Here is a 23,028-nt window from a genome sequence, read left to right on the forward strand (position 1 = left end):
TGCCCTGTAATACGCAATAATGACTCAACCGAAAATGGTTGATTGCTCTTTAGCAATTCATGTATCTAGCGGCTATTCATACTTTTTAGAGTATTCTCTCAGTTTTTAGTCTGTTGCTCCTTTACGATATGCGCAAAGTATCACTTGAAGTTTGGAGTATTTGACTATGTATCAGGGTGATTTCGTTAATGCTATTCAAGACAAAAAGAAAATCCGGTTAACCTATATATCTAAAGAAGACGGCAATAAACTAACCAGAATCTGCGCACCGATGGACTTTGGCCCAAGGCGGTTAGCGCATAATCAGTCAGATCGCTACCATCTATGGGATTTTGAAAGTGACCACAGGCACCATATTCTATCTTTGCTTCCTGAACGCGTTGTAGATATGGAGTTCTTAACCGATGAGTTCACACCAGACGAATTTATATCGTGGCCCACTAACTGGTTCGTCAAGAGAGACTGGGGAAGATATAGCTAGGTGTCTCTTTCTACTTGCCCTATTTGATGCACATTGTGAAAGGTGAGTTCTCCACCTCACCTTTCTATTTCACTCAAACTAATCAATTATCGAGACCTTATCGGCCATCTTTGTGCTTGATAAATTCAAACTAGTGCGACCTCACTTGCGCTAGCCACTGACGACTGGTTATTAGCAATAAATTGATAAATTTCTGTGCGTTGCTTGTAAGAACCATGACCGATTGGATCTTGCTGGTTTGAGCAATTGATCGTCACCACTTTATTTGCCACTTGAGGAATAGGCCCTGTATAACCAAGCGCACGGCTGCATCCAGAGCCATAATAAAATGCATGCTTTAACACTAAATCATTGGTTGATTTGAAAACATAGGTACCATTAGTGTGCTTAACAACATTATAGAAATTATTACCATTTGACAGCTTGTGGTTTTCCACAGCTGGAGCCATTAAGTAAATATTGCGAATACGTTGTTTCTTACTTTTTTTCAACGTAGCCAGAGATAAGAAACAACCCATACTATGCGCAACAATGTCAATAGACTCTACTTTGTCAGATAATGCATTAAGTAATCCGGAAATACGACCGGATAGTTGTCTGGCTCGTTTCCTCGCACCCCAATAACTCAGTGCTTTATTCCCTCCGGGCCAAATATATCCTATGACCTCATCATGGGGTATGTTGTGGTCAATAAACTGGTTGTGAATACGTAGATATGCATCACAAACTTCATGGAAGTTGTTATTGTAACCATGTACCAAAATGACAACATGCTTACCTTTTACCCGGTTCATAAGCATATCAGAGCTAATGCTTAGATTATTAGTAGGCCGTGGATCTGAAAGATTCACAAGTCGAATCTTATCTTGTTTTGATATCACACCTGCTTTGTAAAAATTCTTTCTCGAACTAACAATCGGAATAATACTCATCGTTACCTCCATGTAGGAAAAGTTTTATTTAAACGAATGAATGTAGATACGAAATATACTGTAATGTCGCAAAACACCTTATTTAAACCTAGCTTTAACCTACCAGTATAGATTTGGTAATTTATGGGCTTCAGGATAAACGTATTTTTTGCGATCTAACGCACTGGATATCAATAAAAAAACGAGCCTATGGCCCGTTTGTTTATATTGTTGAATCTCGCTTTTACAGCGAAATTCAAAGCCCTATCGATCCAGATATGCCATCGTCATCTGACTGAGACGGAATTTTTCATCATCCGGGATAAAACTCGCCTCGATAGCATTAAACGTAAACTGAGCCACTTCTTCTTTACTCATAGGGTGTGCCTGGGCTACCGCAAGGAAGTTCGCATTCATATAACCACCAAAATAAGCTGGATCATCTGAGTTCAGTGTTACACAGACCCCTCGACGCAACAGGTCGACAACATTGTGTTGATCCATCTCATCAAAGACTTTGAGTTTGGTATTCGATAACGGACAAACTGTCAGCGGCACTTTATCTTCAATCAACCGCACTACCAGCTCTTCATCTTCAACACAACGTACACCATGATCTATCCGCGCTGTTCCCAACAATTCTAATGCATCATCGATATTCTGAGCAGGGCCTTCTTCACCCGCGTGTGCGACAGTCAAGAAACCTTCTTCTAGTGCTCTTTGGAAAACATTTTCAAATTTCTGTGGTGGATGACCGAGTTCCGATGAATCGAGTCCTACACCAACAATCTTGTCTTTATACGGTAGCGCCTGTTCCAATGTTTCAAAAGCCGATTCTTCATCGAGGTGGCGCAAGAAACACATAATCAGTTGGCTTGATATATCAAGCTCCTGCTTAGCCAACACCAATGCACGATGAATCCCGCTAATAACAGTTTCAAAGCTGATACCACGGCTGGTATGGGTTTGAGGATCGAAGAAAATTTCAGTATGTACAACATTATCTTCTTTGCAACGCTGAAGATATGCCCAGGTTAAATCAAAAAAGTCTTGTTCGTGAATAAGTACGTTCGCACCTTGATAATAAATATCAAGAAAAGACTGCAGGTTATGGAACTGGTACGCATCGCGTACTTCCTGAGGGGAGTTAAAAGGGATTTTTACCTGATTACGTTTAGCAAGCTCAAACATAAGCTCAGGCTCAAGCGAACCTTCAATATGAAGGTGAAGTTCGACTTTGGGTAAACCGCAAATAAATTCTTTCATATCATGCTCTTAATCTGATTGGTTTTCTGATTAATAGCGGTTCTGCTAAGAAGATTGGTTACCTTACAAAGAGAAAAGCTATTAACCACTTAACTCTTCGTAATCAGAATTTTACGGATTCTGGTAGAGACCCCCATACCCTATTAATGGGGTTATACGAAGTTGTGTTGATTAAACTTAGACAGTAAATTCAACAAAAACAACAATGTTAGTCTTTCACAGCTTTGTAAGACTTGCAACTGACGAAGGGCACAATTTCACAAATGCACACCATCACTAACAAAACCTTCTCGAATATGAAAAGGCCTCTTTCGATAAAAAGAGGCCCTTGAGATAAAATTGCAGCTGACACAATAAATTCGCTAACTGCCCATCTTGCGCATTTGGCTCAGATACTTGATCCAGCTTTTCGACGCTGATGTCGACTTGATGTTATTGGCCAGTTTGGCATGAATAATAGCTTGGGCATAGTTTTCGAGCTTGTAATAAGCACGCACTTTTGCCAGCTCTACATCGGCCTTGCGGCCTTTTAACGCCACCTTGTCCAGCTCAGTTAATGCCTGTTGATAATGGCCTTCCTGAAGCAGTAACTGCGCCAAAGGCCAACGGTGCCTGTTATCCAACTTGGCAGCCTGCGACCAAACAGAAATGGCTTTCTCCCATTCCTTAGCCATTTGCCAATACATCGCTTGCGCTGACACCAGCTCGGCATCCGTTTGTGCTTCATCTAGCTGGGCATAAATGATTGCAGCGCGTTCCGGAATACCACGCTGGGCATAGAGCTGTGCTAACGTTTTCAGATCTTGCTGGCTTAATTTGACACCTTGTCGCTTAGCCAGGGCCAGGGTATCCAGAGCACCTTTCGATCGTCCCAGACGCAGCTGGATCCCGGCCATCTGCTGCCACCAAGCCGTTTTATTGGGTTCAAGACCAATCAAGCGCTTAAGCGTAGGTAATGCTCCACTCCACTGCTTAAGCTGAAGCTGGGCACCTAACTTAATCGTAAGCGGCTGCACATCATCGACACGCGATAGCGATTCATAGGTTTTGATAGCTGACAACACCTGATACCACTCACTCACCTGGTAATGAGATTGTGCAATACGAAGCCATAGCTCATCTGCTTTTTGCGTCTCGGGGATTTTCTTAGACAACTGATAATAATGCGGCAGTGCACGTTTAAACTGTTCGTCCGACAGCAAAATATCAGCCAGCATGCGTTGGGTAACCCAAGCCTGTTCGTCTTGCAGCAAGCCGCTATCAACAGCATCCGACAAATTAGCTATCGCTTGCTTGAGATCGCCTTTTTGCCAGTAAAACACGCCCAGCATACGCTTAACAAAGGCCCTGTCATACGCTTTCGACGGTGTCAGCTCAGCCAGTAGCCGAATAGCCTCATCTAGTTTTTCTTCTTGCTGCAGGTTATGGGCCCGTTGCACTTTGCCAGCGGTATACTGGGAAAGTTTGGCATTTACGGGCCCGGCTAGCAATACCAGAGCAAGTGCGAGTACGAATTTCTTCATCATTTATTTAACTTAAACTCGATTAGATAAGTTTGGCCAACTTGCGCAACTGTTTTGCCATCAACTACCTTGGCTTGATATTTAAACTTACGCAACGCACGAATCGCTTCTCTTTCAAATAAACGGCGAGGCTTTGCATCAACCACAGAAATATCTTTCGGGCGACCTTGTTTATCAATCGTAAAAGATAGGAGCACGTAACCTTCAGCACCCTGTTTCTTCGCGCGTGCCGGATAGCGCGGTTGAACACTATACAGAGGCATTGCCTTCTGGTTTACCCCGAAATCTGAAAACTGAGGCACATTGATAGCGAGCCCTGAAACCGCAGTATCCAATGCCAGGTTAGGCATTGTCGGTGCTGCTGTGGTTGCCGTCGTTTGAGATGCCGTTGGCACCGCCTCTGGTGGAGGCTCTGGCGTATCCGGTTTTTCGGGAGCAACTCGCTGGCGACGCTGGGCTTCACGTTCTTGCTCTACCATTACCATGTCAAAGGCAAGCAATTGCTTTTCTTCCGGCACGCGCTGATGACCAGCGTCAACCATCCAGGCCATAAAGGTAAAGAGCCCTAATGCCATTGCCAACGCCACAGGCAAAGCAATGAGTAATCGCAACATCAGCGTTTCTCCGCAGCCAATGCTATATTCTGAACACCTGCCCCTTTCGCGGCATCCATGACTTTAACGACAGTACCATTGTAGGCATGCTCATCAGCCTGGATCACCAGAGACGCTTCCGGTTGCTCCAATAACAAATGCTCAAGCGTTGCCTGAACACGCTCAACATCCACGACACGCTTATCGATATAGATATCATTGGCTGATGTTATGGCTATGAAAATACCTGCATCTTTCTGGCTCACTACATTGCTTGCCTGAGGACGGTTAACTTCAACCCCTGACTCCCGTACAAACGAGCTGGTCACAATGAAGAAGATCAACATGATAAAAACAATATCCAGCATCGATGTCAGATCAACCTGGGCCTCTTCCCGAGCAGAGGACAGACGACTTAGCCTCATCACTGACTCCTTAATAATTTTTCTAATTTTAGTTCACGCAGGTAGCAGGCCTTAGAAAGACGAGCATGAACGAACATACCGGCCAGTGCCGCCACCATACCGGCCATAGTTGGCAAGGTTGCCAGAGAGATCCCTGATGCCATCAGACGGGGCTGGCTGCTACCCTGTGTCGCCATTACATCGAAAACCGAAATCATCCCGGTGACGGTACCAAGCAAGCCCAACATCGGACAAATAGCAACCAACACTTTGATGAGGTTCAGGTTCTGATTCAGGGCAATACGGGCTTCACTCAACCAACCATCACGCAATGCATGGGCATACCAGGACGTCTGATCTTGCCTTGCATGCCACTGTGATAACCAATGGTTCTTTTGCTTTGGGTAAGTGATGAGCAGGTAAAGAACCCGCTCAACCACCAGCAACCAGCTCACTACAACCACAGCAGCCAACCACCATAAGATCTGGCCACCCTGGTTCATAAAGTGCTGTAGTGAATACCACCAGCCCTCGAAGCCCGCAACTTGCAACAGGGGTACTTCAAAAAGACTTGTTCCCATTAGGCTGCGTTTCCTGCTTTCTCTGCTTGTTCCGCCACTAGGCTAATACCCTGTTTTTCAAGAATATTACGAATGTTATCAGCCTGAGTACTCAAAATATTATGTGCCAGCAGTAGTGGCATCGCAGCAATCAGGCCTAGTACCGTGGTCACCAATGCCATTGAAATACCACCAGCCATGACGGTTGGATCGCCGTTGCCAAATTGGGTGATCACCTGGAAAGTTTCGATCATTCCCGTCACCGTACCCAACAGACCGAGCATTGGCGCCAATGCCGCCAGCAACTTCAGCATCGACAGGCCTTTTTCAAGTCCTTGCTGCTCGTCTACAATGGCCTCCAGCAGACGAAGCTCCAGTGCTTCCACCGAGCGATTCTGCTCTTTGCTATAAACGCCAAGCACTCGGCCAAGCGGATTATTGCCAGGCTGAGACGGATTCTTTAGCTGCGACTTAATTTGCTGGCGGATCACGAGCAATTTTGCCCCGCGGAACAGCGCAATAATGGCACCAACCGCCAACAGGCCAAGAATGATCTTGCCGACGACACCACCATGCTCGATACGATCTTTTAGCTCGGGTGAATTCGCCAGCTGCTCAAGCATAATGCCGCGGGACGGATCGACTACGGCTGCTTGCAGGCCAGATTGCACCAATGCATCTAGGGATGAGTAGACAGGGCCATTTTCAGGCTGTTTCAGATAAGACTTGGCGACCTGGCGCTTGCCATCCCATGCCAGGTAACCTTGCTCGCCAATCAAACCAATACTGCCCAACCGGTAGGCATGAACAACAGACTGGTAGCCTTCACCGTTAATATACGGCACCGACACATCGCGAAGTTCAGCACTCGCCACGATCTGATCCGTCATCCCTTTCCACAAGCCATGCAGTTGCGTCATTGACGGCAAGGCCTTGGCATCAACAATTTGCTCGACAACAGTTTTATATTCTTTGCGATCGGCACCAGTGACCGAGAAGGCCATCTCTGCATCGAGATCTTTGGCTGTTTGGCGTACAACCCCAAACAGCTCACCCAAGCTGCCTGTTTCTAGACGTAATTGCTCTTCCAGTTTTGCCAGCTTGTTTTCATTGCTACTAAACGTCGAACTAAGCTGCTCGGTTTCTCGCTGCAATTGGCCACGCTGGGCAATCAATGCGTCTAGCTGCGCTTTGGCTTGCTTTTCTGTTAACTTAAACCCGGCTTCTCGCTGAGCATTATGGGCTTTTTGAACCTGCTGCTCTTGTTGTGTTTTCTCAACCAATGAGGTGTTTGCAGATACTGCAAATGGAAGGCTGAACAAGCATAGCGCTGTTGCTAACGTTTTGATTTTCATGTTACTTACTCTCCACGTTAACAGATACAGGCAATGTAATTAAACTCGGTGCCGCTTGTTTAGACGCAATGGCAAATGCCTTGTCAATGTCAGTTGAAAACTGAGAATCAAGGTTCTGCCAGTTGTCCTGGTTATCATTCCAGGCCCAATAGCGCTTACCGTCCAGGCTACGAGCAACCAATGAAATTCGGCCTAGGTATAGCAAATCCGCTTCGATAGTTTCCTGTTCAGAAAGTGCCACCTGACCTTGGAAAATACCTAGCTTGGTGCCGTAATCCATTTCTATCTGGTAGGCCTCAAGAATGCGACGGTATTTTTCGGCATCGCTAATATCCGCCTGAGCCATCATCGATTCAAGCTTAGCTATACGGGCCAAGCGCTGTTCATAACGGATTGGCTTGTCGTTGGAAACCATTGTTTTCAAGCCATCAATCATGTTGTACATCAAAGGTACTACACCCTGCCTAGTATCTTTGATGCCATCAATCTGCTCGTTAAGACTGTTAGCTTCCGCATTTTGACTATCGACCAAACGAGCCAGGTGATCGCGATACACCGCCAGGTTTTTCACTTCTTCCTGCAGCTGTTCAATTTCAGCAGCCATCGACAAGGTAGCTTCGGCACTTTTGTCAATTTTCTTCTGGCTTTGTGCCGATGCTGTATTGATCTTGCTCTCAATCGCACGAGCATTATCGAGATTATCGGCATTTACACCTGCGCTAAGGCCGATCATTATCAGCGCGAGGCTAGTTTTTTTTACGTTCATCTGGTAGTTAATTTCTTCTGAGAATGCACTAAAATAAAAAATTCATTCCATGAATTTTACAGATATTAAAAACAAATAAGCCCGGCACTGCCGGGGAAGAAATTCAATTTTAATTGAAAATGAATCTCATTTAAACATCTTGCATTTCAAATACAACGAAAGGGAGAAGCTTTCACTTCCCCCTAAGGCTCATATCATTAGTAGCGGAACTGTAGTGTTGCCATGTAGTTACGGCCTTCGCCGATAACAACGCTAGTCTCGTCACCACCCTCTAGGTAGTCAGTATCAAACACATTCTCCACATTGAAGCGTGCAATAATATCTAGGTTTTGATCATACTTCACCGTGTGCGAAATACCCATATCTACGCGAGTATAAGCATCTTTCTTGAAGCTGTTTGAATCGTCACCATAACGCTCACCGATATACGTCATACCCAGGTTCGCATTAGTATTATTGGCAAATGTGTATCGAGACCATACTGTTGCACCAAGCTCTGGCACATCAGCAGGACGGTTGCCCGCATACTTTTCATGGTTTGCATACTCTGCGTCCAGGTACGTCGCATTACCATGTAGAGAGAAATTCTCTGTTACATAACCTTGCATAGCAAGCTCTGCACCGCGGTGAACCTGCTCGCCGCCTTGTGTTTTTGTGTACTCATCACCTGATTTTACATCCAAAGCAACATCTTCAAGCGTAATATCGAAAATCGCACCAGTCACAAACAATTGGTTATCAAATAGTTCCCACTTCGTACCGACTTCATACTGCTTACCACGTCGAGGCTTAAGGTGCTCCCCCTCATTGGTGTACTGTCTGCTGCTCGAATTAATGACCTCGCCCTGAGGCTCAAAGCTCTCGGAGTAAGAGGCATAAATAGAACCGTTAGACTCAGGGTGGTAGATCACAGCAAACTTCGGTGTTACCGCGTCTTCGACCAAGTCTTTACCTTTGGTCGTTTCACGATCGTATCGTACGCCAGCAAGTGCCTGCCACTGGTCGTTGAATGTCACCATGTCCTGCAGGTAAATACCGTAAGAGTCACGCTCAGTCGGTGTTTTGTTGGTGCTATTTGAGTAATCTAAACCTTCCGGTTTAGCCAACGGCTGGCCAACGGTACCTGTGTAGTAATCACAAACAGTCTTGCCGTTTACTTTGTTACACTCACCTTTGTCAGAGTCTGTCTTGCCTAGATAGTAGTAACCTAGCCAGTTGGCACCAACCAATAACTGGTGATCAACACCGACAGCAGTAAATTCACCGACAAAATCTAGATACGCGGTATCAAACTGCCAATCATCCAGGCGATCATAGCCTTGGTACAGGAATTCACCGGTTTCCGGATTATATGAATCTGGCTGGGAAAAACTTTCCGTATCGTGACGCAAAAAGTTCTGGTGGTTATAGCTTGCCGCTAAACGCCATATATCAGTTAGCTGGGCGTTTACATCGATACCGTAGTTTTCAACGTTATTCTCAATCTGTGACCACTGCGCATCCCAAATGTGCTTATCGCCAAGAACAACTTCGCCGTCCTTTACATAGGCACCGGAATCAACACTACCCTTATCACGGGTCTTATCGTAATGAACAGAGACCGTTACATCCTCTGTTACATCGTAATCAACAAATAGGCCACCGACAAAACGCTCGGTTGAAGGTGTACTACCGTCGGTATATTCACGCCACGAGTCATAACTATGCTTTGAGACAATCGCACGCGCACGAAGCGTTTGCGCTTCATTCAATGAACCGCTGACATCGACAACAGTTCGGGATTCATTATCAGAGCCAATATCCTGGCTAACATTGACCTGCGTATCGTAAGTTGGCTTCTTGGAAACCATGTTAATCAAACCGCCAGGGCCTGACTTACCATAAAGAAGGCCGGCTGGGCCTTTCAGCACTTCAACACGCTCAAGCAATTCAACCGGTTGACGGTAGTGGGACCAGTGCTGCTTGCCATCACGTAGGAAAGCACTACCACTACCTAGCGAAAAACCACGCAGGGAGTAAGAAACACGGTTACGTGTTTTGTCACCAACGGCAACGCTTGAATCGTTTCGTAATACTTCGTCCAGCGAGCTCGCACGCTGCTCGTCGATCAGCTGCTCATCGATAATAGATACCTGGCCTGCCGTCTCAAGCTGAGTCGCTTCAATACGCATTGCGGTGGTATTGGTATCCGCCTTGTAACCATAGTCGCGGCCGGTGACAACCATATGCTCATCAACATCGGTTGCCTGAGTATGAGTTTGGGCTTGTACAACAGGCGCCGCAAGAATGGCACCAATCAATAAAGTCAGCTGACTTTTAGAAAACATATTCCGTTACTCCAAATAAAATGAGTTACCCTGCCTTTTTCATTTGTTTTGATTATCCAAAGGCTTAACAAGTACCCACACACGCCCTAACGGCGCTACTGCTTAATTCGGAGGAGAATATAAGTGATAACTATTACCATTTGCAGTTAATTTACATTCTTTGCATTCGTAAAGTAATGTCAATTGTTGTCATCAAACACCTTGGCCATTTCGCTGCATGCCGTAAGGGAATATCGCACCCGGAGTGATATTTACCCAATACATGGGTATAATGCCTCTGTTTTTATTGATTTACGCGGTATAAGAAGTGACTGAAGTAAACCTAGACGCAGTACGTCGCCAACTGACAGAACTAAACTACAAAGCAGATAACATTCGAATTGTTACCGTATCAGCGATGGATGACGAGCTACTGGAAAGCTGCACCACCACTGAAGGCGAGTGTTTCTATAACAGCTATATGAATGTCATCTATGGCAAAGGTGAGCGTTATGTTTTAGGTTACCGCTGTGCTGACCCTATTGTTGATCACGCGATTATTCGCAAAGGTGATAAATATTTTGACCCTACGCTTCAGGCTGAAGGTGACTTTACATCATATCAATACGCCATTCTGACAGAATTTACCGTATTCGATATGATGAAGCATGCTAAATCCAACAAGGATTTTCCGCCTGATGTCGACTACCTTCTGAGCAAGGCAAACAAGTTCAAGAACATTATTGACGTCGAAAAAGCACGCAAGTAACTTTTTGGTCAGAGGTATCATCAGCCTACCTATCTAATGCGATAAGTAGGCTGGTATTTCTCACCATTCAAGCGGCACGAAACAACAAACCAATTCGTAACCCGCCTTCCGGCCGATTTTCAGCCCTGACATGACCTTTCATTACTGCCATCGACTCTTTAACAATTGCAAGGCCCAGACCATAGCCACCAGACTGCTTATCTCTTGCCGCTTCCAAGCGTGTGAAGGGGGCAAAGATATACTTTAGGTGCTGTTCAGGGATCCCTATCCCATCATCTTCTACCACCAGCTGTACCCAGCCATTAGCATTACTCACCGATAAGGAAATAACGGCTTGCTCTCCGGCATACTTGATTGCATTTCCCAATAGATTCTTGATCACCCGAAGCAGTAACCGATTATCGGCCATAGCCATCATCGTCGAGCTATCCGACTCGCATTTCAGTGCCTGTTCAGGCCTTAGGCTGTCCTGTAGCTCCAACACGAGGTGTTGGCACACAGTTTCCAGCTGGACTGGCACCAGGTTAACTGAATAGTTGGCATTTTCTAACTGGCTGAACTCCAATATTTCAGTCACCAACCCATTCATTTCATCTGATTCCCGCTCTAGGCGATCTAGCAGGTGCTGACTATCTTCAGGAATTCTTCTGCGTAATAAGTGCAATGCCAGGCTGTGTCGCGCCAGTGGTGTTTTTAGCTCATGAGAGACATCTCGGATCAGCTGTTTCTGTCGTTGGGCTAAACCGTGAATACGGTGGGTCATATGATCAAAAGAATTCGCCAACTGCTCAAACTCCGTCACACTGTCACCTACCTCCTGACTAACACGGACACTAAAATCCCCTTCTGCAAGTCGGTAGCTGGCATTTTGAAGCTTATCCAAAGGCCGTTGTAAATAACGGGCAAGTAGTAGAGAAAACACACTCAAAATTAAAATAGCGATGGCAATCTGGATCAGGGTGAAATAATACGGGAAATGGCGTGCCGGATGATATTCATGGGGAAACTGGATGACTAGCTCATGCCCGGTACTCAGCGGGATTGAGATAACAGGCTGATTGACCCGGTTCTCGAACGTAGTATCCAGCTTACGAATAAAATTGAGTTTAAATTCAAAGTGGGGGTGCATATCTCGCCCACTGATCGTGTGGTGTTCTTGATCCAATACAAACAGGTAGTAATGCTGCCCTCTCTCCCAATCAGCCAATTCATCCATATCCCCCTCTTCAATCATCACTTCAGCCTGATCCGCAAGCTCAAGCATTTCATTTTGAATTTTCTCCGGCACATGGAGCAATGCCCTGACTAACGCAACCTCAGCTATATTTTGCAAAACCAGGATCAAGGTCAAAATCACGGCAAAGTAAGAAAACAGGCGAAATGCCAGACCGTCACGATCTCCCAGAAAGAACAGTGACCGGATTTTAGAAAGGCGAATAGATATCATTCGATTTAGCAGGCAAGAAAAAAAGACGCATACTCTACCACACCTTCGAGAAGCATGGTCAATTTATCGTCATTCTAAGTGTCAGTTACGCATCAACTTTTTTCGCATTACACGTTGAATTCGTGTACCAGTTCATAAATTTGACGATTAGTAGCACCCTTTTGCAATTATTAAGTGGTAGACAATGCCAAGTGTGGCATATATTGCAATAGGATCGTCATTACTGTGCGTTACCATACAAGAATAATAACCATATGCTTATCTCTTATAGGGATAGCAAGGATAAGTAGCTAATGAGAATCATCTTTTTCTTTTTTACCAGCATGCTATTACTTGGCTGCAGTTCAGGGGTTTCTGTTTCAATCCCAGACAAGTATGGCAATGCAACCGAGTACAATACTGGCTATTTGGCTGGCAGTCTAAGTGCTACCACCGTCTGGCCTTCTTCTGGTGAAGGGCTAGCAACTACCCTATACATGCGTCAAAAAGGCCATGACGAAGTGATTACCCTGGTAAATAACAATGTTGATTCTGATTTCATAACAGAAACATTGAAGGGACAGCTTTTTTCTTTGCCATTACCTGCTGGCGAGTATGAGCTCTATTGCGTTGGCTTCAAAGGGAGCAATGGCAGGAAAACAATCACATCAAAGTCTAGAGATAACCTTGGCTTAACGTTTGAAATTGTGCCTGGAGAAGTCACTTACATCGGACAATTTATCACATCGAGCCTGGTGGCAAAAAGTAAGCTATGGAACATAGAATATCCAAGCGGTTACGGCTTCATCACTTATAGTAATGCCAATGAGCGTGATAAAGCCTTGCTCTATGAACGTCACCCGGATCTGACTGATCTTGCTTTTACACCACAGCAACTGACCGAAATGAACACCCGTCTAATTTCGACTAAACCGTAACTTTGACTACAAGAAGGTGAGGTGTTTCGGCCTCACCTCCTATCCAAGCGCCCCATCTCAATAGTCTGCATACACAACTTCAATGACGTCCCTTTTCTTTCCCATCAGCAATCACTGTTAATAACAATTCCCTGATAACCTGAATCAATCGAAGGGGGAGTCTCAATATAGCGTCAGCTTTTGAGCGAAAGATAATGACTATACTCAAAACATAAGGAGGTTGCGCGTTCAGGGCGGCGAGCATGTTGTGAAACAGGTTTAGCGAGGGAGAAATGATGTTGTTAGATTACCTTCCGGTGTTGCTAATGACGGGGGTTGTCTCCCTATTGGCACTGCTGATACTCACACTTTCGTCATTGATCCGGCCGCATAATCCCTACCCGACCAAAAATCAGCCCTACGAATGTGGCGTAGCACCAATAGGCGATGCATCTATCGGTCAGTTCAAGGTGCACTACTTTGTTATCGGCATCCTCTTCATCATTTTTGATGTCGAGACGCTCTTTCTGTTTCCATGGGCCGTTGTGCTCAAGAGCATCGGTCTATTTGGGTACATCGAGATGCTGATTTTCCTCTTCGTACTGCTGGTCGGTTTTATCTACGCTTGGGCTAAAGGGGCATTAGAATGGGAGTCTTAGACAATCGCTTTCCTAACAACCTGCTGTTTACCTCGGTTGATAATATCATTAACTGGAGCCGCAGCTCTGCGCTATGGCCGGAGATGTTCGGTATCGCCTGCTGCGCCATCGAAATGATTGCAACAGGCTGCTCCCGCTATGATTTAGATCGCTTCGGCGTGGTGTTCAGGCCGTCACCACGCCAGTCAGATGTGATGATCGTTGCAGGCACCGTCAATAAGAAATTCGCCCCGATCATCAAACTTCTGTATGACCAGATGCCCGAGCCTCGCTGGGTTATTGCCATGGGCTCCTGCGCAATCTCAGGCGGTGTCTACAACAACTATGCGGTGGTACAAGGCGTTGAGCGACTCATCCCCGTGGACGTTTATGTCCCTGGCTGCCCGCCCCGGCCAGAAGCCCTGATGCAGGGTATTGTGATGTTGCAGGAAAAAATCAAGCAAGGCCGGGTATTGCGCCGGTTTGATCCGGAAACGGGTAAAGATATTACGGATCAACCAGGGTTAAAGCCATCATGAACCGCCCCCTCGACCTGACTGAACTTGCCGTTGACGGGATAGAACTCGATACCAGCTGCCGTGATATGCCGACGCTGGTGGTCCCTGCCGAAAAGCTAATTAGCTTATGTCAGCAACTTAAACAGAAGCCCAAATATAAGTTCAACTTTCTTTCGGACATCGGAGGCGTTGACTATCTAACCCGAATTCCACGGTTCGAAATGGTCTATCACCTGTTCTCAATTGAACTAAACCATCGCCTTCGGCTCAAGTGCCCGTTAGCAGAAGGAACAAGTATCCCTTCGGTATGCAAAATCTGGAGCTGTGCCGACTGGCATGAGCGTGAAGCCTTCGACATGTTCGGCATTGAGTTTTCCGACCACCCAGATCTGAAGCGAATTTACATGGCTGATGACTTTAAGGGGTATCCACTGCGAAAAGATTTTCCCGTCCGAGGCTACCGGGATGATTTGAACCCCTTTGGCGATCCGCCGCCGGAAGGAGATAGCTAATTGACCGCAGTCACCCAACTTAATACCGATGATGACGGACTCACTAAAGATCTGTTACTAAACCTCGGGCCACAGCATCCGAGCACCCACGGCGTACTCCGGATCCTACTGGAGATGGAGGGTGAGCGGATTGTGAAAGCGGATCCCATCATCGGCTATCTTCACCGTGCCTTTGAGAAAATGGCAGAAGTATCCACCTACACCCAAACCATCCCCCTCACCGACAGACTCGATTACTTATGCCAAGCCTCAAATAACCTTGGATTTGTCAGGGCGGTTGAGAGTTTGCTAGACATTGAAGCCCCCGAGCGCGCCCAGTACATTCGGGTATTAATGGCTGAACTGTCACGCATTTCCGGCCACCTTCTGATCACCGGGGCACTGCCGATGGACTTAGGGGCAATGACAGCCCTGCTCTATACCATGCGCGAGCGGGAAATGGTCATGGATCTTATGGAGATGGTCTCTGGTAGCCGGATGATGAGCAGCTACTGCCGTATTGGCGGCGTGCGGGAAGACCTACCTGAAGGCTTTACCGAAAGAACCGCAGAATTTTGCAAGATCTTCAGCAAGCGGATCACTGACTACGAGCAACTACTGAGCAACAATCGGATGTTCGGTAAACGAACCAAGGGGATCGGGGTCATTAGTGGTGAAGACGCTATTGACTGGGGCTTGAGTGGCCCTTGTTTACGCGCCTCCGGGGTTGACTGGGACATCCGCAGGGACAAACCCTACGAAATCTACGACAGGCTGAACTTTGACGTCATTGTCAGCCAAAACGGCGACTGCTATGACCGCTGGTGGTGCCGAATGGAGGAAATGAAACAGAGCCTGAGTATGGTTGCGCAATGCCTGGAGCAGATGCCCGAAGGCCCGTTTCAGGTTGACGCACCGGAGATCGCCTTTCCGAGCGACAAAGTCGAAGTCAAAAAATCCATGGAAGCCTTGATCCATCAATTTAAGCTGGCAGCCCACGGTATCGAAGTGCCCAAGGGAGAATGGTATGAAGCAATAGAAGCCCCCAAAGGTGAACTGGGGTACTACATTATCAGTGACGGCAGCGCATTACCCGTTCGGGTCAAGGTCAGGGCCCCTTCTTTTGTCAATCTTCAGGCGATGCAGCCTATGTGCAAAAACTGCTATCTGGCCGATCTGATAGCGATTGTCGGCAGCCTTGATCCTGTGATGGCCGAGGTAGACAAATAGCACCAAGCCAAGTGATACAGATATTTAGGGGTGGTTAGTATGAGCAATGAACAACTTAAACGCGACATTGAGCAAATATGTCGCATCTACCCCATGCGCCGTTCGGCCCTGATGCCGGCCCTGCATCTGGCACAACAACAGTACGGTTATTTGAGTGTCCAGGCGATGCAAGAAGTGGCAGATATTCTTGAGTTACCTCCGGTTCAGGTCTATGAGGTTGCCAGCTTTTACAGCCTCTATTACACCCGGCCAATCGGCAGTTGCCATTTGCAACTCTGTACCAATGTCTCTTGCATGCTTGCCAATGCCGAAAAACTACTGGCTCTAATAAAGCAACAGCTTGCCATTGAGGAAAATCAAACGACTCATGACGGCCGCTTTACCCTTTCAGCCGTCGAGTGCCTAGGTGCCTGTGATAAGGCCCCCGTTCTACAAATTAACAATGAGCCCTATATTGAACACCTAACAGAATCCCAACTTAGCCAGTTGCTCGATAAGCTTGTACAACAAGTCAGTCCACCAGCAGATTGGAACCAACCTGCAACTGATATGATCATTAAGGTGCGTAATGTTTGAACCGGTACTATTAAAAAATGCCGCTCTCGGCAATGCATGGCAGCTTGATGTGTATCAGGCCAATGGCGGTTACGATGCCTGGCGCCAAGTACTAACCAGTTACAAACCTGCTGATGTCATCGGCCAGGTCAAAGCTTCCAACTTACGCGGACGCGGTGGGGCTGGCTTTCCGACGGGATTAAAGTGGTCATTCATACCCGTCGATAGTCCCAGCAAGCGTTATCTGTGCTGCAATGCCGACGAAGGCGAACCCGGTACCTTCAAAGATAAGCTATTGATGGAGCAGGATCCGCATCAGCTGCTTGAAGGCATGGCTATCGCGGCCTACGCCATCGGTGCTCACCGTGCCTACATCTACCTCAGGTACGAATTCCGCCTCGCCCTCGAGCGGCTCCAGCAAGCGATAGACTCAGCCAGAGCACATGGGCTACTGGGGCAGAACATTCTTGGTTCTGGCTTCGATCTTGAGATCTATATCCACCGTAATGCAGGAGCCTATATTTGTGGCGAAGAGACAGCGTTATTACAATCGCTTGAAGGCTATCGTGGTGAGCCCAGGCTCAAACCACCGTTTCCGGCGATAAGAGGCTATTGTGCCAGCCCGACTGTGGTCAACAATGTCGAAACCCTCGCCTGTGTCCCCCATATCATTACCAAAGGTGCCGACTGGTTTGCTGCCATCGGCCCTGAGAAAAGCCCCGGCCCCAAACTGTACTGCTTAAGCGGCCAAATCAACAAGCCAGGCCTGTATGAGCTACCAATGGGGATTTCCCTTCGGGAGCTGGTTGAAAGCCACGGCGGTGGCTGTCATAGCGGACGCACGCTAAAGGCCGTGATCCCGGGAGGGGTTTCAGCACCCATGCTGCCAGCCGACCAGCTTGATATCGACATGGATTTTGAAAGCCTCGCCGCGGCTGGCTCTATGCTGGGATCGGCAGGAGTGATTGTCATGGATGACACCGCTTCTATTGTGGAAGTGGTTAAGCGGACAATGGAATTTTTTAGCCATGAATCATGCGGCAAGTGCTCCCCCTGCCGTGAAGGCACATTGTGGGTGGTAAAGATCTTACGCCGCTTCACGGCTGGCACTGCCACTTATGACGATCTGACCCAGCTCCATACCCTTTGCACAGACATAGCAGGCAATTCATTCTGTGCCCTGGCTGACGGGGCTGTAATGGCTTTAAGAGCCGGATTAACACACTTTGAACCGGAGTTTACCCAGCTGATCAAAGAAGCCAATCCCCGTGCTACCCTTAATCAGGAGGGCAGCTCTGATCATGATTAAAGTTACCATCAACGGTGTCTGTCACGAGTTTGCACCAGGGATAACTATTCTGGAGGCAGCACGGCAACTTAACCTCAACATTCCGACCTTTTGCAACCACCAGCTGCTCAAGCCTGTTGCTTCATGCCGCGTCTGTTTAGTAGAAATCAAGGGGATCCCTCGACTGCAACCTTCCTGCGCAACCCTAATCAGCGAAGGCATGGTGGTAAACACCGACGGCAACCGAGCAACACAGGCGCGGCAATCGACAATCAAGCTATTGCTGTCCAACCATCCGCTTGATTGCCCTATTTGCGACAAAGGGGGTGAGTGCGAGCTGCAAGACACTGTGTTAGACCATGGTCCGAGAGTCAGTTATTTTGAGGAGGACAAACGCGTTTTCAGCGATAAAGATCCGATCCTCAACAAAGTTATCGTTGCCAACTCAAATCGCTGTATCCAATGCCAGCGCTGCGTACGTGTGTGTGATGAAGTTGTCGGTGCCAGTGCCATCGGGGTGATCGGGCGTGGGGCCAACTGCCTCGAAACCGGTTTTAACAACAACCTAAACAGCTGCGATCACTGCGGAAACTGCATTGAAGTCTGCCCCGTAGGGGCACTGATGAGGGTGGAATACCGCTACAAAGCCAGACCTTGGGATCTGAAAACAACTGATACACTTTGCCCACACTGCGGCACCGGCTGCCAAATCAGTGCCGAAACCAGAAACAATCAGCTGGTCAGGGTAAAGGCGAAGCCAACCAGTGCGGTTAACCAAGAGCTACTGTGTGTCAAAGGCCGGTTCGGGATCGACTTTGTTGACCAAACAGAGCGTATCAAACACCCCATGGTACGAAAAAACAACCAGTTGCAACCTGTCTCCTGGAACGAGGCGCAGGACTACCTCAAACAGAAACTACAATTGCTGGTGTCGCAAGGTGCCAGTACGACTGGCATTATCTCAGCCCGCATGACCAATGAAGTACTGTTTCAGTTTCACCAGCTATTCAGGACCGTTTTTACCAGCGGCCAAGTATACTGTGGCAATGATATGTACCAACCAGACTTTCACCTCGGCCAACAACAAGCAATAAAAAGGCTTATCAGCCAAGAATACACAAACCAACCTGTCTCCGAGCTCTTTAACAGCGATTGCGTCTTTGTTTTAGGTTGTAACATCGGCGAGCAAAACCCGGTGTCTGAATACCTGCTAAGAGGCGCGTTTAATCAACAACCATTTACTCTGCTGCTTGCTTCTGTTCGCCAAAGCCGGCTAGATTTACAGGCCAGTACTTTCTTGCGCTATCAACCGGGCCAAGAGTTACCATTACTGCAGAGTTTAATTAAGCAGCTAGTCACAGAGCATGCTGGTAGCAAAGAGGTGGAGAGCCCGGAGGAAGCAGAACCGCAGTTACTGGCTGATACTGATCACAAGCTGCAGCAAATGGCAGTTAAACTAGCGTCGGCCAAGACAATCAGCCTACTTATCGGCTCCGATCTACTTACAGGGGAAAATGCCTCGGCTGTCCCTAGCACTCTCATACAGCTGCTTGAGACTTTTAAACAGACTAAACAACAAGTGCAACTGCAGTTCCTGTTCCAGCATTGCAACCAGCTAGGTGCGCTTGATATCGCCTCAACTTGGCCAATGCCAAAACAGCCAATGATGCAGTCACTGGCTTCTCCCGGCATTTTGTATATTGTCGATCAGGACGTACCGCTACTTGCCGAAGATACGACGAACATTCAAGAAGATACAAGCTCTCGATGTCCGCAGCCTGAGTTGATGATTTACCAAGGTGCGTTCGTCAAACAAGCCATGCAACGTGCCGATGTAGTGTTGCCGGGGCTGAGCTTTGCAGAAACCGACGGTTCCTTTACCAATAACGAAGGCCGGGTACAAAGAGTAAGGGCCTTCTATCCGCCAAACGCTGATGCCAAATATGACAGCGATATCTTCTCCCTAATAGCCCAATGCCTGGAAAGGAAACTGGAACCCTCTACCCCACAAACAATCTTTGACAGCCTGAGTGCCCAGCTCCCGACGTATCATGGCCTGAGCTGGCAAGCACTGGAAAATAACCTCGCGTTTCGTAATACAGCATCTGTTGATCGGGCACAGAAAGAGCAGCTAGCACAAGAAACGGCAATGCGCGAAACCATAGCTGGATCTGGAGATAAACTGCAGTTTTCACTACTGGCCGCCACCAGCCTGTACCATAGCAAAGATCCCATTGCCAGCTCTCCCCAGCTTGATGACATTGAACCTAATACCTGGATCGAAATAAGCCAGCAAGATGCCGATATGCTGGATGTGGGCAGCAATGACCAACTGTTAGTTCGCTACCAAGCCAACAACATTAGCCAGAGTGCAGCATCACAACAAAACCAGCAGCTCATACTGCCAATCCATATTTCCCGCCGGGCGATAAATAATATTCTGATAGTGAGCGGCGATCTGAGCAAAATGCCAAAGATCCTGAGCCAACAGCCAACTCCAATTCCCTGCCAAGTCAGCACCTATAAGGAATAATGCATGGAGATGGTCATCGTTTTTCTGATACTGCTGGCCAAAGTTATTTTCCTGACCTTAATCTTGTTTATCTTGCCTATTCCTCTCACCTGGATGGAGCGCAAGGTGGCCGGGCATATTCAGCAGCGGCTCGGCCCAATGCGTACTGGTTGGCACGGCTTATTGCAACCGGTCGCCGATGGTATCAAACTGCTTACCAAGGAAGACATTATTCCGGACCAGGCAGATCGCCTGCTCTTTAAGCTCGCCCCGTTTCTCTCTCTGGCACCACCGTTTGCCGTATTTGTCGCTATTCCTTTTGGTGAGCCGATTGAAATTTTCGGCACCCAGGTCAACCTCTACTTATCTGATATGAATGTCGGTCTGCTCTATATTCTCGGGGTCGGCGGCCTGGAAATATATGGCGTTATTTTTGGTGGCTGGGCATCGAACAACAAATATGCCCTCTTGGGCAGTTTCAGAACCTGTGCCCAGCTGATCAGTTATGCCGTCCCTATGGGGTTTGCGGTGATCGGGGTGATCATGCTGGCCGAATCAATGAACCTCAGTCAAATCGTGGTGGCCCAGGCAGATCTCTGGAACGTTGTTATGCAGCCGATCGGGTTTATCGTGTTCTTCATTGCCGGATTGGCCGAGGCTCAGCGTATTCCCTTCGACTTGGCTGAGGCCGAAGGCGATCTGGTGGCGGGTTACCATACCGAATACAGCGGGATGCGTTTTGCGCTCTTTATGACCAGCGAATATGTAGTAATGCTCACCATCTCGGTCTTGTGCGTGATCCTTTTCTTCGGCGGCTGGAACGGGATCTGGCTGCCACTTCCCCCCATTGTATGGTTCCTGCTAAAAGTTTTCTTCTTCGTCTACCTGTTTATGTGGATCCGGTTTACCTTTCCCCGTTATCGCTACGATCAGCTGATGAGCATCGGCTGGAAGTTTCTTCTACCGCTCTCACTTCTGAATATCATGATTACTGGGCTGTTTTTCACCTAAGTGACAAACATATCAACTAGACTAAGGGTAACAAGCACTGGATCCCGGAGCTGTCAGCGTGAACATTAAGCACTTGTTGGGTTGGACTCTGTTTACCGACATTAGGGACGGACTGCGCCTGACCCTACGCTATATGTTCTCCAAAGGGGTAACGATGCAATACCCGGATAAGGAGAAATGGGTCCCCTATCCAAGACACAGGGGCCACCCTTATTTGCGCAAAGATAACCAAGGCACTATCAAGTGCGTCGGTTGTGAACTGTGTGCCAACATCTGCCCTAGCGAATGCATCACGGTGATCCCTTACGAAGACAGTGAAGGAAAACGCCGACCGAAAGTATTCGAGCTCGATAGCCGCCGTTGCATGTATTGCGGCCTTTGTGAAGATGTGTGCCCGGAAGAAGCCATTGCCCTTGGCAGCCATCTCGAATACTCCACCTATGACAGCCAAGATATGGTGCTCAATAAAGAACAACTACTTAATCTGCCGGGTAAAAATGAACAGGGAGGCGTTGTTGTACCAGCCGAATTAAAACCCGGCGCCCAAGTGATAACTAAACCACAAGAAGGTAAGCAACAAGGTAAAGACTGGTGGCAAAATATTCGCCATCACTAGTAATGAAAATGTAAACCGACTCCCCTGACAACAGCTTCATTTGAAGCGAAGAATAAGAGAGAACAAATGCCGGGAATAGAGACGTTTTTCTTTTTACTGTTTGCTACATTGGCTGTCATCTTCGCAGTCATGGTTGTTATGGCCAAGAACCCTGTCCATGCAGCCCTTTCGCTGATGGCGTGCTTTGTTCAGATTGCCGCCCTATACATTCTACTGCGCTCCCCTTTTATTGCTGCCATCCAAATCTTTGTCTACGTCGGTACCATCATGGTGTTATTCGTTTTTGTGATGATGATGCTCGATATCCGCAAGGCCAGCAGCGAGCCCTACCTTCCGGCCAACCTGTTGCTCATGATCCTCGTTCCCCTGCTGCTTGGCGTTTTATTACTTATCGGCCTTAATCTTAGCGACAGTTTCGAATCAATCACCCAGGCAAGCCAAATTGAGCTTGAGAGCACAACATCGGAACTTGGCCAAACGCTGTTTAATGAGTATTTACTGCCGTTTGAAGTCGTCTCAGTGATCCTTTTGGTGGCACTCATCGGTGCCATTTTAATGGCCCAAAAAGGAAAACGATAAATGGTGCCGCTATCTTGGTACCTCACCCTCAGCGCGCTGATATTTATCATTGGTCTTTGCGGCGTATTGTTACGTCGTAACATACTTATTATTCTGATGAGCCTGGAATTGATGCTCAACGCGGTGATCCTCAACTTCGTTGCTTTCTCATTTTATTTACAAGATTTGAGAGGGCAGATCATGGCTATATTTATAATCGCTATCACTGCTGCTGAAGTGGCTGTTGCCCTGGCGATAGTGATCGCAATGACTCGCAACCGGGCGACCTTGCGGGTTGACGATATAAATTCGATGAAAGGCTGACCAAGGTTCA

General features: G+C 47.4%; 23 protein-coding genes and 1 riboswitch. Of the genes, 13 read left to right on the plus strand and 10 right to left on the minus strand.

Features of this window, described 5'->3' with window-relative positions:
* Window positions 1–606: 606 nt before the first annotated feature.
* The 9 genes from AC51G0_RS19075 to AC51G0_RS19115 form a co-directional block, all read right to left on the minus strand.
* Window positions 607–1,413 (minus strand): alpha/beta hydrolase, encoded by an 807-nt coding sequence (locus AC51G0_RS19075; protein ID WP_496303230.1) that lies wholly within the window; start codon window positions 1,411–1,413, stop codon window positions 607–609.
* 243 nt (window positions 1,414–1,656) lie between these two features.
* Window positions 1,657–2,658: an adenosine deaminase gene (locus AC51G0_RS19080; RefSeq protein WP_496303231.1), complete on the minus strand. Its 1,002-nt coding sequence runs from the start codon at window positions 2,656–2,658 to the stop codon at window positions 1,657–1,659.
* 80 nt (window positions 2,659–2,738) lie between these two features.
* Window positions 2,739–2,838: riboswitch (purine riboswitch) on the minus strand.
* A 182-nt stretch (window positions 2,839–3,020) separates the two neighbouring features.
* Entirely contained in the window at window positions 3,021–4,184 is a 1,164-nt protein-coding gene (locus tag AC51G0_RS19085) for a tetratricopeptide repeat protein (protein ID WP_496303232.1), read from the minus strand.
* Window positions 4,181–4,795, minus strand: coding sequence for an energy transducer TonB (locus tag AC51G0_RS19090; RefSeq protein ID WP_496303233.1), 615 nt, complete (start codon window positions 4,793–4,795; stop codon window positions 4,181–4,183). The genes AC51G0_RS19085 and AC51G0_RS19090 overlap by 4 nt, the downstream gene beginning before the upstream one ends.
* A complete protein-coding gene (locus tag AC51G0_RS19095; RefSeq protein ID WP_496303234.1) occupies window positions 4,795–5,199 on the minus strand; it encodes an ExbD/TolR family protein in 405 nt (134 codons plus the stop codon). Before AC51G0_RS19095 ends, AC51G0_RS19090 begins: the two co-directional genes overlap by 1 nt.
* Window positions 5,199–5,681, minus strand: a complete 483-nt coding sequence (locus AC51G0_RS19100; protein ID WP_496304149.1) for a MotA/TolQ/ExbB proton channel family protein — start codon at window positions 5,679–5,681, stop codon at window positions 5,199–5,201. Before AC51G0_RS19100 ends, AC51G0_RS19095 begins: the two co-directional genes overlap by 1 nt.
* A 77-nt stretch (window positions 5,682–5,758) precedes the next feature.
* Complete coding sequence (locus AC51G0_RS19105) at window positions 5,759–7,093, minus strand: MotA/TolQ/ExbB proton channel family protein (protein ID WP_496303235.1); 1,335 nt, start codon at window positions 7,091–7,093, stop codon at window positions 5,759–5,761.
* 1 nt (window position 7,094) lies between these two features.
* The gene (locus AC51G0_RS19110; RefSeq protein ID WP_496303236.1) at window positions 7,095–7,859 is read right to left on the minus strand and encodes a DUF3450 domain-containing protein; all 765 of its coding nucleotides are present in this window, start codon (window positions 7,857–7,859) and stop codon (window positions 7,095–7,097) included.
* A 197-nt stretch (window positions 7,860–8,056) separates the two neighbouring features.
* Window positions 8,057–10,186: a TonB-dependent siderophore receptor gene (locus tag AC51G0_RS19115; protein WP_496303237.1), complete on the minus strand. Its 2,130-nt coding sequence runs from the start codon at window positions 10,184–10,186 to the stop codon at window positions 8,057–8,059.
* Window positions 10,187–10,493: 307 nt separating this feature from the next.
* Here AC51G0_RS19115 and AC51G0_RS19120 point away from each other — a divergent pair, with 307 nt between their 5' ends.
* Window positions 10,494–10,934: a hypothetical protein gene (locus tag AC51G0_RS19120; protein WP_496303238.1), complete on the plus strand. Its 441-nt coding sequence runs from the start codon at window positions 10,494–10,496 to the stop codon at window positions 10,932–10,934.
* Between the two features lie 67 nt (window positions 10,935–11,001).
* On the opposite strand, the gene AC51G0_RS19125 is transcribed toward AC51G0_RS19120, so the two are convergent.
* Window positions 11,002–12,381 carry a histidine kinase sensor domain-containing protein gene (locus AC51G0_RS19125; RefSeq protein WP_496303239.1) on the minus strand — a complete coding sequence of 460 codons (1,380 nt, stop codon included), beginning with the start codon at window positions 12,379–12,381 and terminating at the stop codon, window positions 11,002–11,004.
* A 293-nt stretch (window positions 12,382–12,674) separates the two neighbouring features.
* Here AC51G0_RS19125 and AC51G0_RS19130 point away from each other — a divergent pair, with 293 nt between their 5' ends.
* The 12 genes from AC51G0_RS19130 to nuoK all read left to right on the plus strand — a co-directional run bounded on the left by AC51G0_RS19130 (window position 12,675) and on the right by nuoK (window position 23,018).
* Window positions 12,675–13,298 (plus strand): RNA-binding protein, encoded by a 624-nt coding sequence (locus AC51G0_RS19130; protein ID WP_496303240.1) that lies wholly within the window; start codon window positions 12,675–12,677, stop codon window positions 13,296–13,298.
* 272 nt (window positions 13,299–13,570) lie between these two features.
* Window positions 13,571–13,936, plus strand: a complete 366-nt coding sequence (locus tag AC51G0_RS19135; RefSeq protein WP_496303241.1) for an NADH-quinone oxidoreductase subunit A — start codon at window positions 13,571–13,573, stop codon at window positions 13,934–13,936.
* A complete protein-coding gene (locus tag AC51G0_RS19140) occupies window positions 13,924–14,454 on the plus strand; it encodes an NADH-quinone oxidoreductase subunit B (protein WP_496303242.1) in 531 nt (176 codons plus the stop codon). The genes AC51G0_RS19135 and AC51G0_RS19140 overlap by 13 nt, the downstream gene beginning before the upstream one ends.
* The gene (locus tag AC51G0_RS19145) at window positions 14,451–14,945 is read left to right on the plus strand and encodes an NADH-quinone oxidoreductase subunit C (protein ID WP_496303243.1); all 495 of its coding nucleotides are present in this window, start codon (window positions 14,451–14,453) and stop codon (window positions 14,943–14,945) included. Before AC51G0_RS19140 ends, AC51G0_RS19145 begins: the two co-directional genes overlap by 4 nt.
* Window positions 14,946–16,154: an NADH dehydrogenase (quinone) subunit D gene (gene nuoD / locus AC51G0_RS19150; RefSeq protein WP_496303244.1), complete on the plus strand. Its 1,209-nt coding sequence runs from the start codon at window positions 14,946–14,948 to the stop codon at window positions 16,152–16,154.
* A 39-nt stretch (window positions 16,155–16,193) separates the two neighbouring features.
* Window positions 16,194–16,730, plus strand: coding sequence for an NADH-quinone oxidoreductase subunit NuoE (gene nuoE, locus AC51G0_RS19155; RefSeq protein ID WP_496303245.1), 537 nt, complete (start codon window positions 16,194–16,196; stop codon window positions 16,728–16,730).
* Window positions 16,723–18,018 carry an NADH-quinone oxidoreductase subunit NuoF gene (gene nuoF, locus AC51G0_RS19160; RefSeq protein WP_496303246.1) on the plus strand — a complete coding sequence of 432 codons (1,296 nt, stop codon included), beginning with the start codon at window positions 16,723–16,725 and terminating at the stop codon, window positions 18,016–18,018. Before nuoE ends, nuoF begins: the two co-directional genes overlap by 8 nt.
* Complete coding sequence (gene nuoG / locus AC51G0_RS19165; protein WP_496303247.1) at window positions 18,011–20,530, plus strand: NADH-quinone oxidoreductase subunit NuoG; 2,520 nt, start codon at window positions 18,011–18,013, stop codon at window positions 20,528–20,530. The genes nuoF and nuoG overlap by 8 nt, the downstream gene beginning before the upstream one ends.
* Window positions 20,531–20,533: 3 nt before the next feature.
* On the plus strand, window positions 20,534–21,520 hold the full coding sequence (nuoH, locus tag AC51G0_RS19170; RefSeq protein ID WP_496303248.1) for an NADH-quinone oxidoreductase subunit NuoH: 987 nt from the start codon (window positions 20,534–20,536) through the stop codon (window positions 21,518–21,520).
* Window positions 21,521–21,578: 58 nt separating this feature from the next.
* A complete protein-coding gene (locus AC51G0_RS19175) occupies window positions 21,579–22,136 on the plus strand; it encodes a 4Fe-4S dicluster domain-containing protein (RefSeq protein WP_496303249.1) in 558 nt (185 codons plus the stop codon).
* 66 nt (window positions 22,137–22,202) lie between these two features.
* A complete protein-coding gene (locus AC51G0_RS19180; protein WP_496303250.1) occupies window positions 22,203–22,715 on the plus strand; it encodes an NADH-quinone oxidoreductase subunit J family protein in 513 nt (170 codons plus the stop codon).
* Complete coding sequence (nuoK, locus tag AC51G0_RS19185) at window positions 22,716–23,018, plus strand: NADH-quinone oxidoreductase subunit NuoK (protein WP_496303251.1); 303 nt, start codon at window positions 22,716–22,718, stop codon at window positions 23,016–23,018.
* Window positions 23,019–23,028 lie beyond the last annotated feature (10 nt).

It is taken from the genome of Photobacterium sp. HL06 (assembly GCF_059552575.1).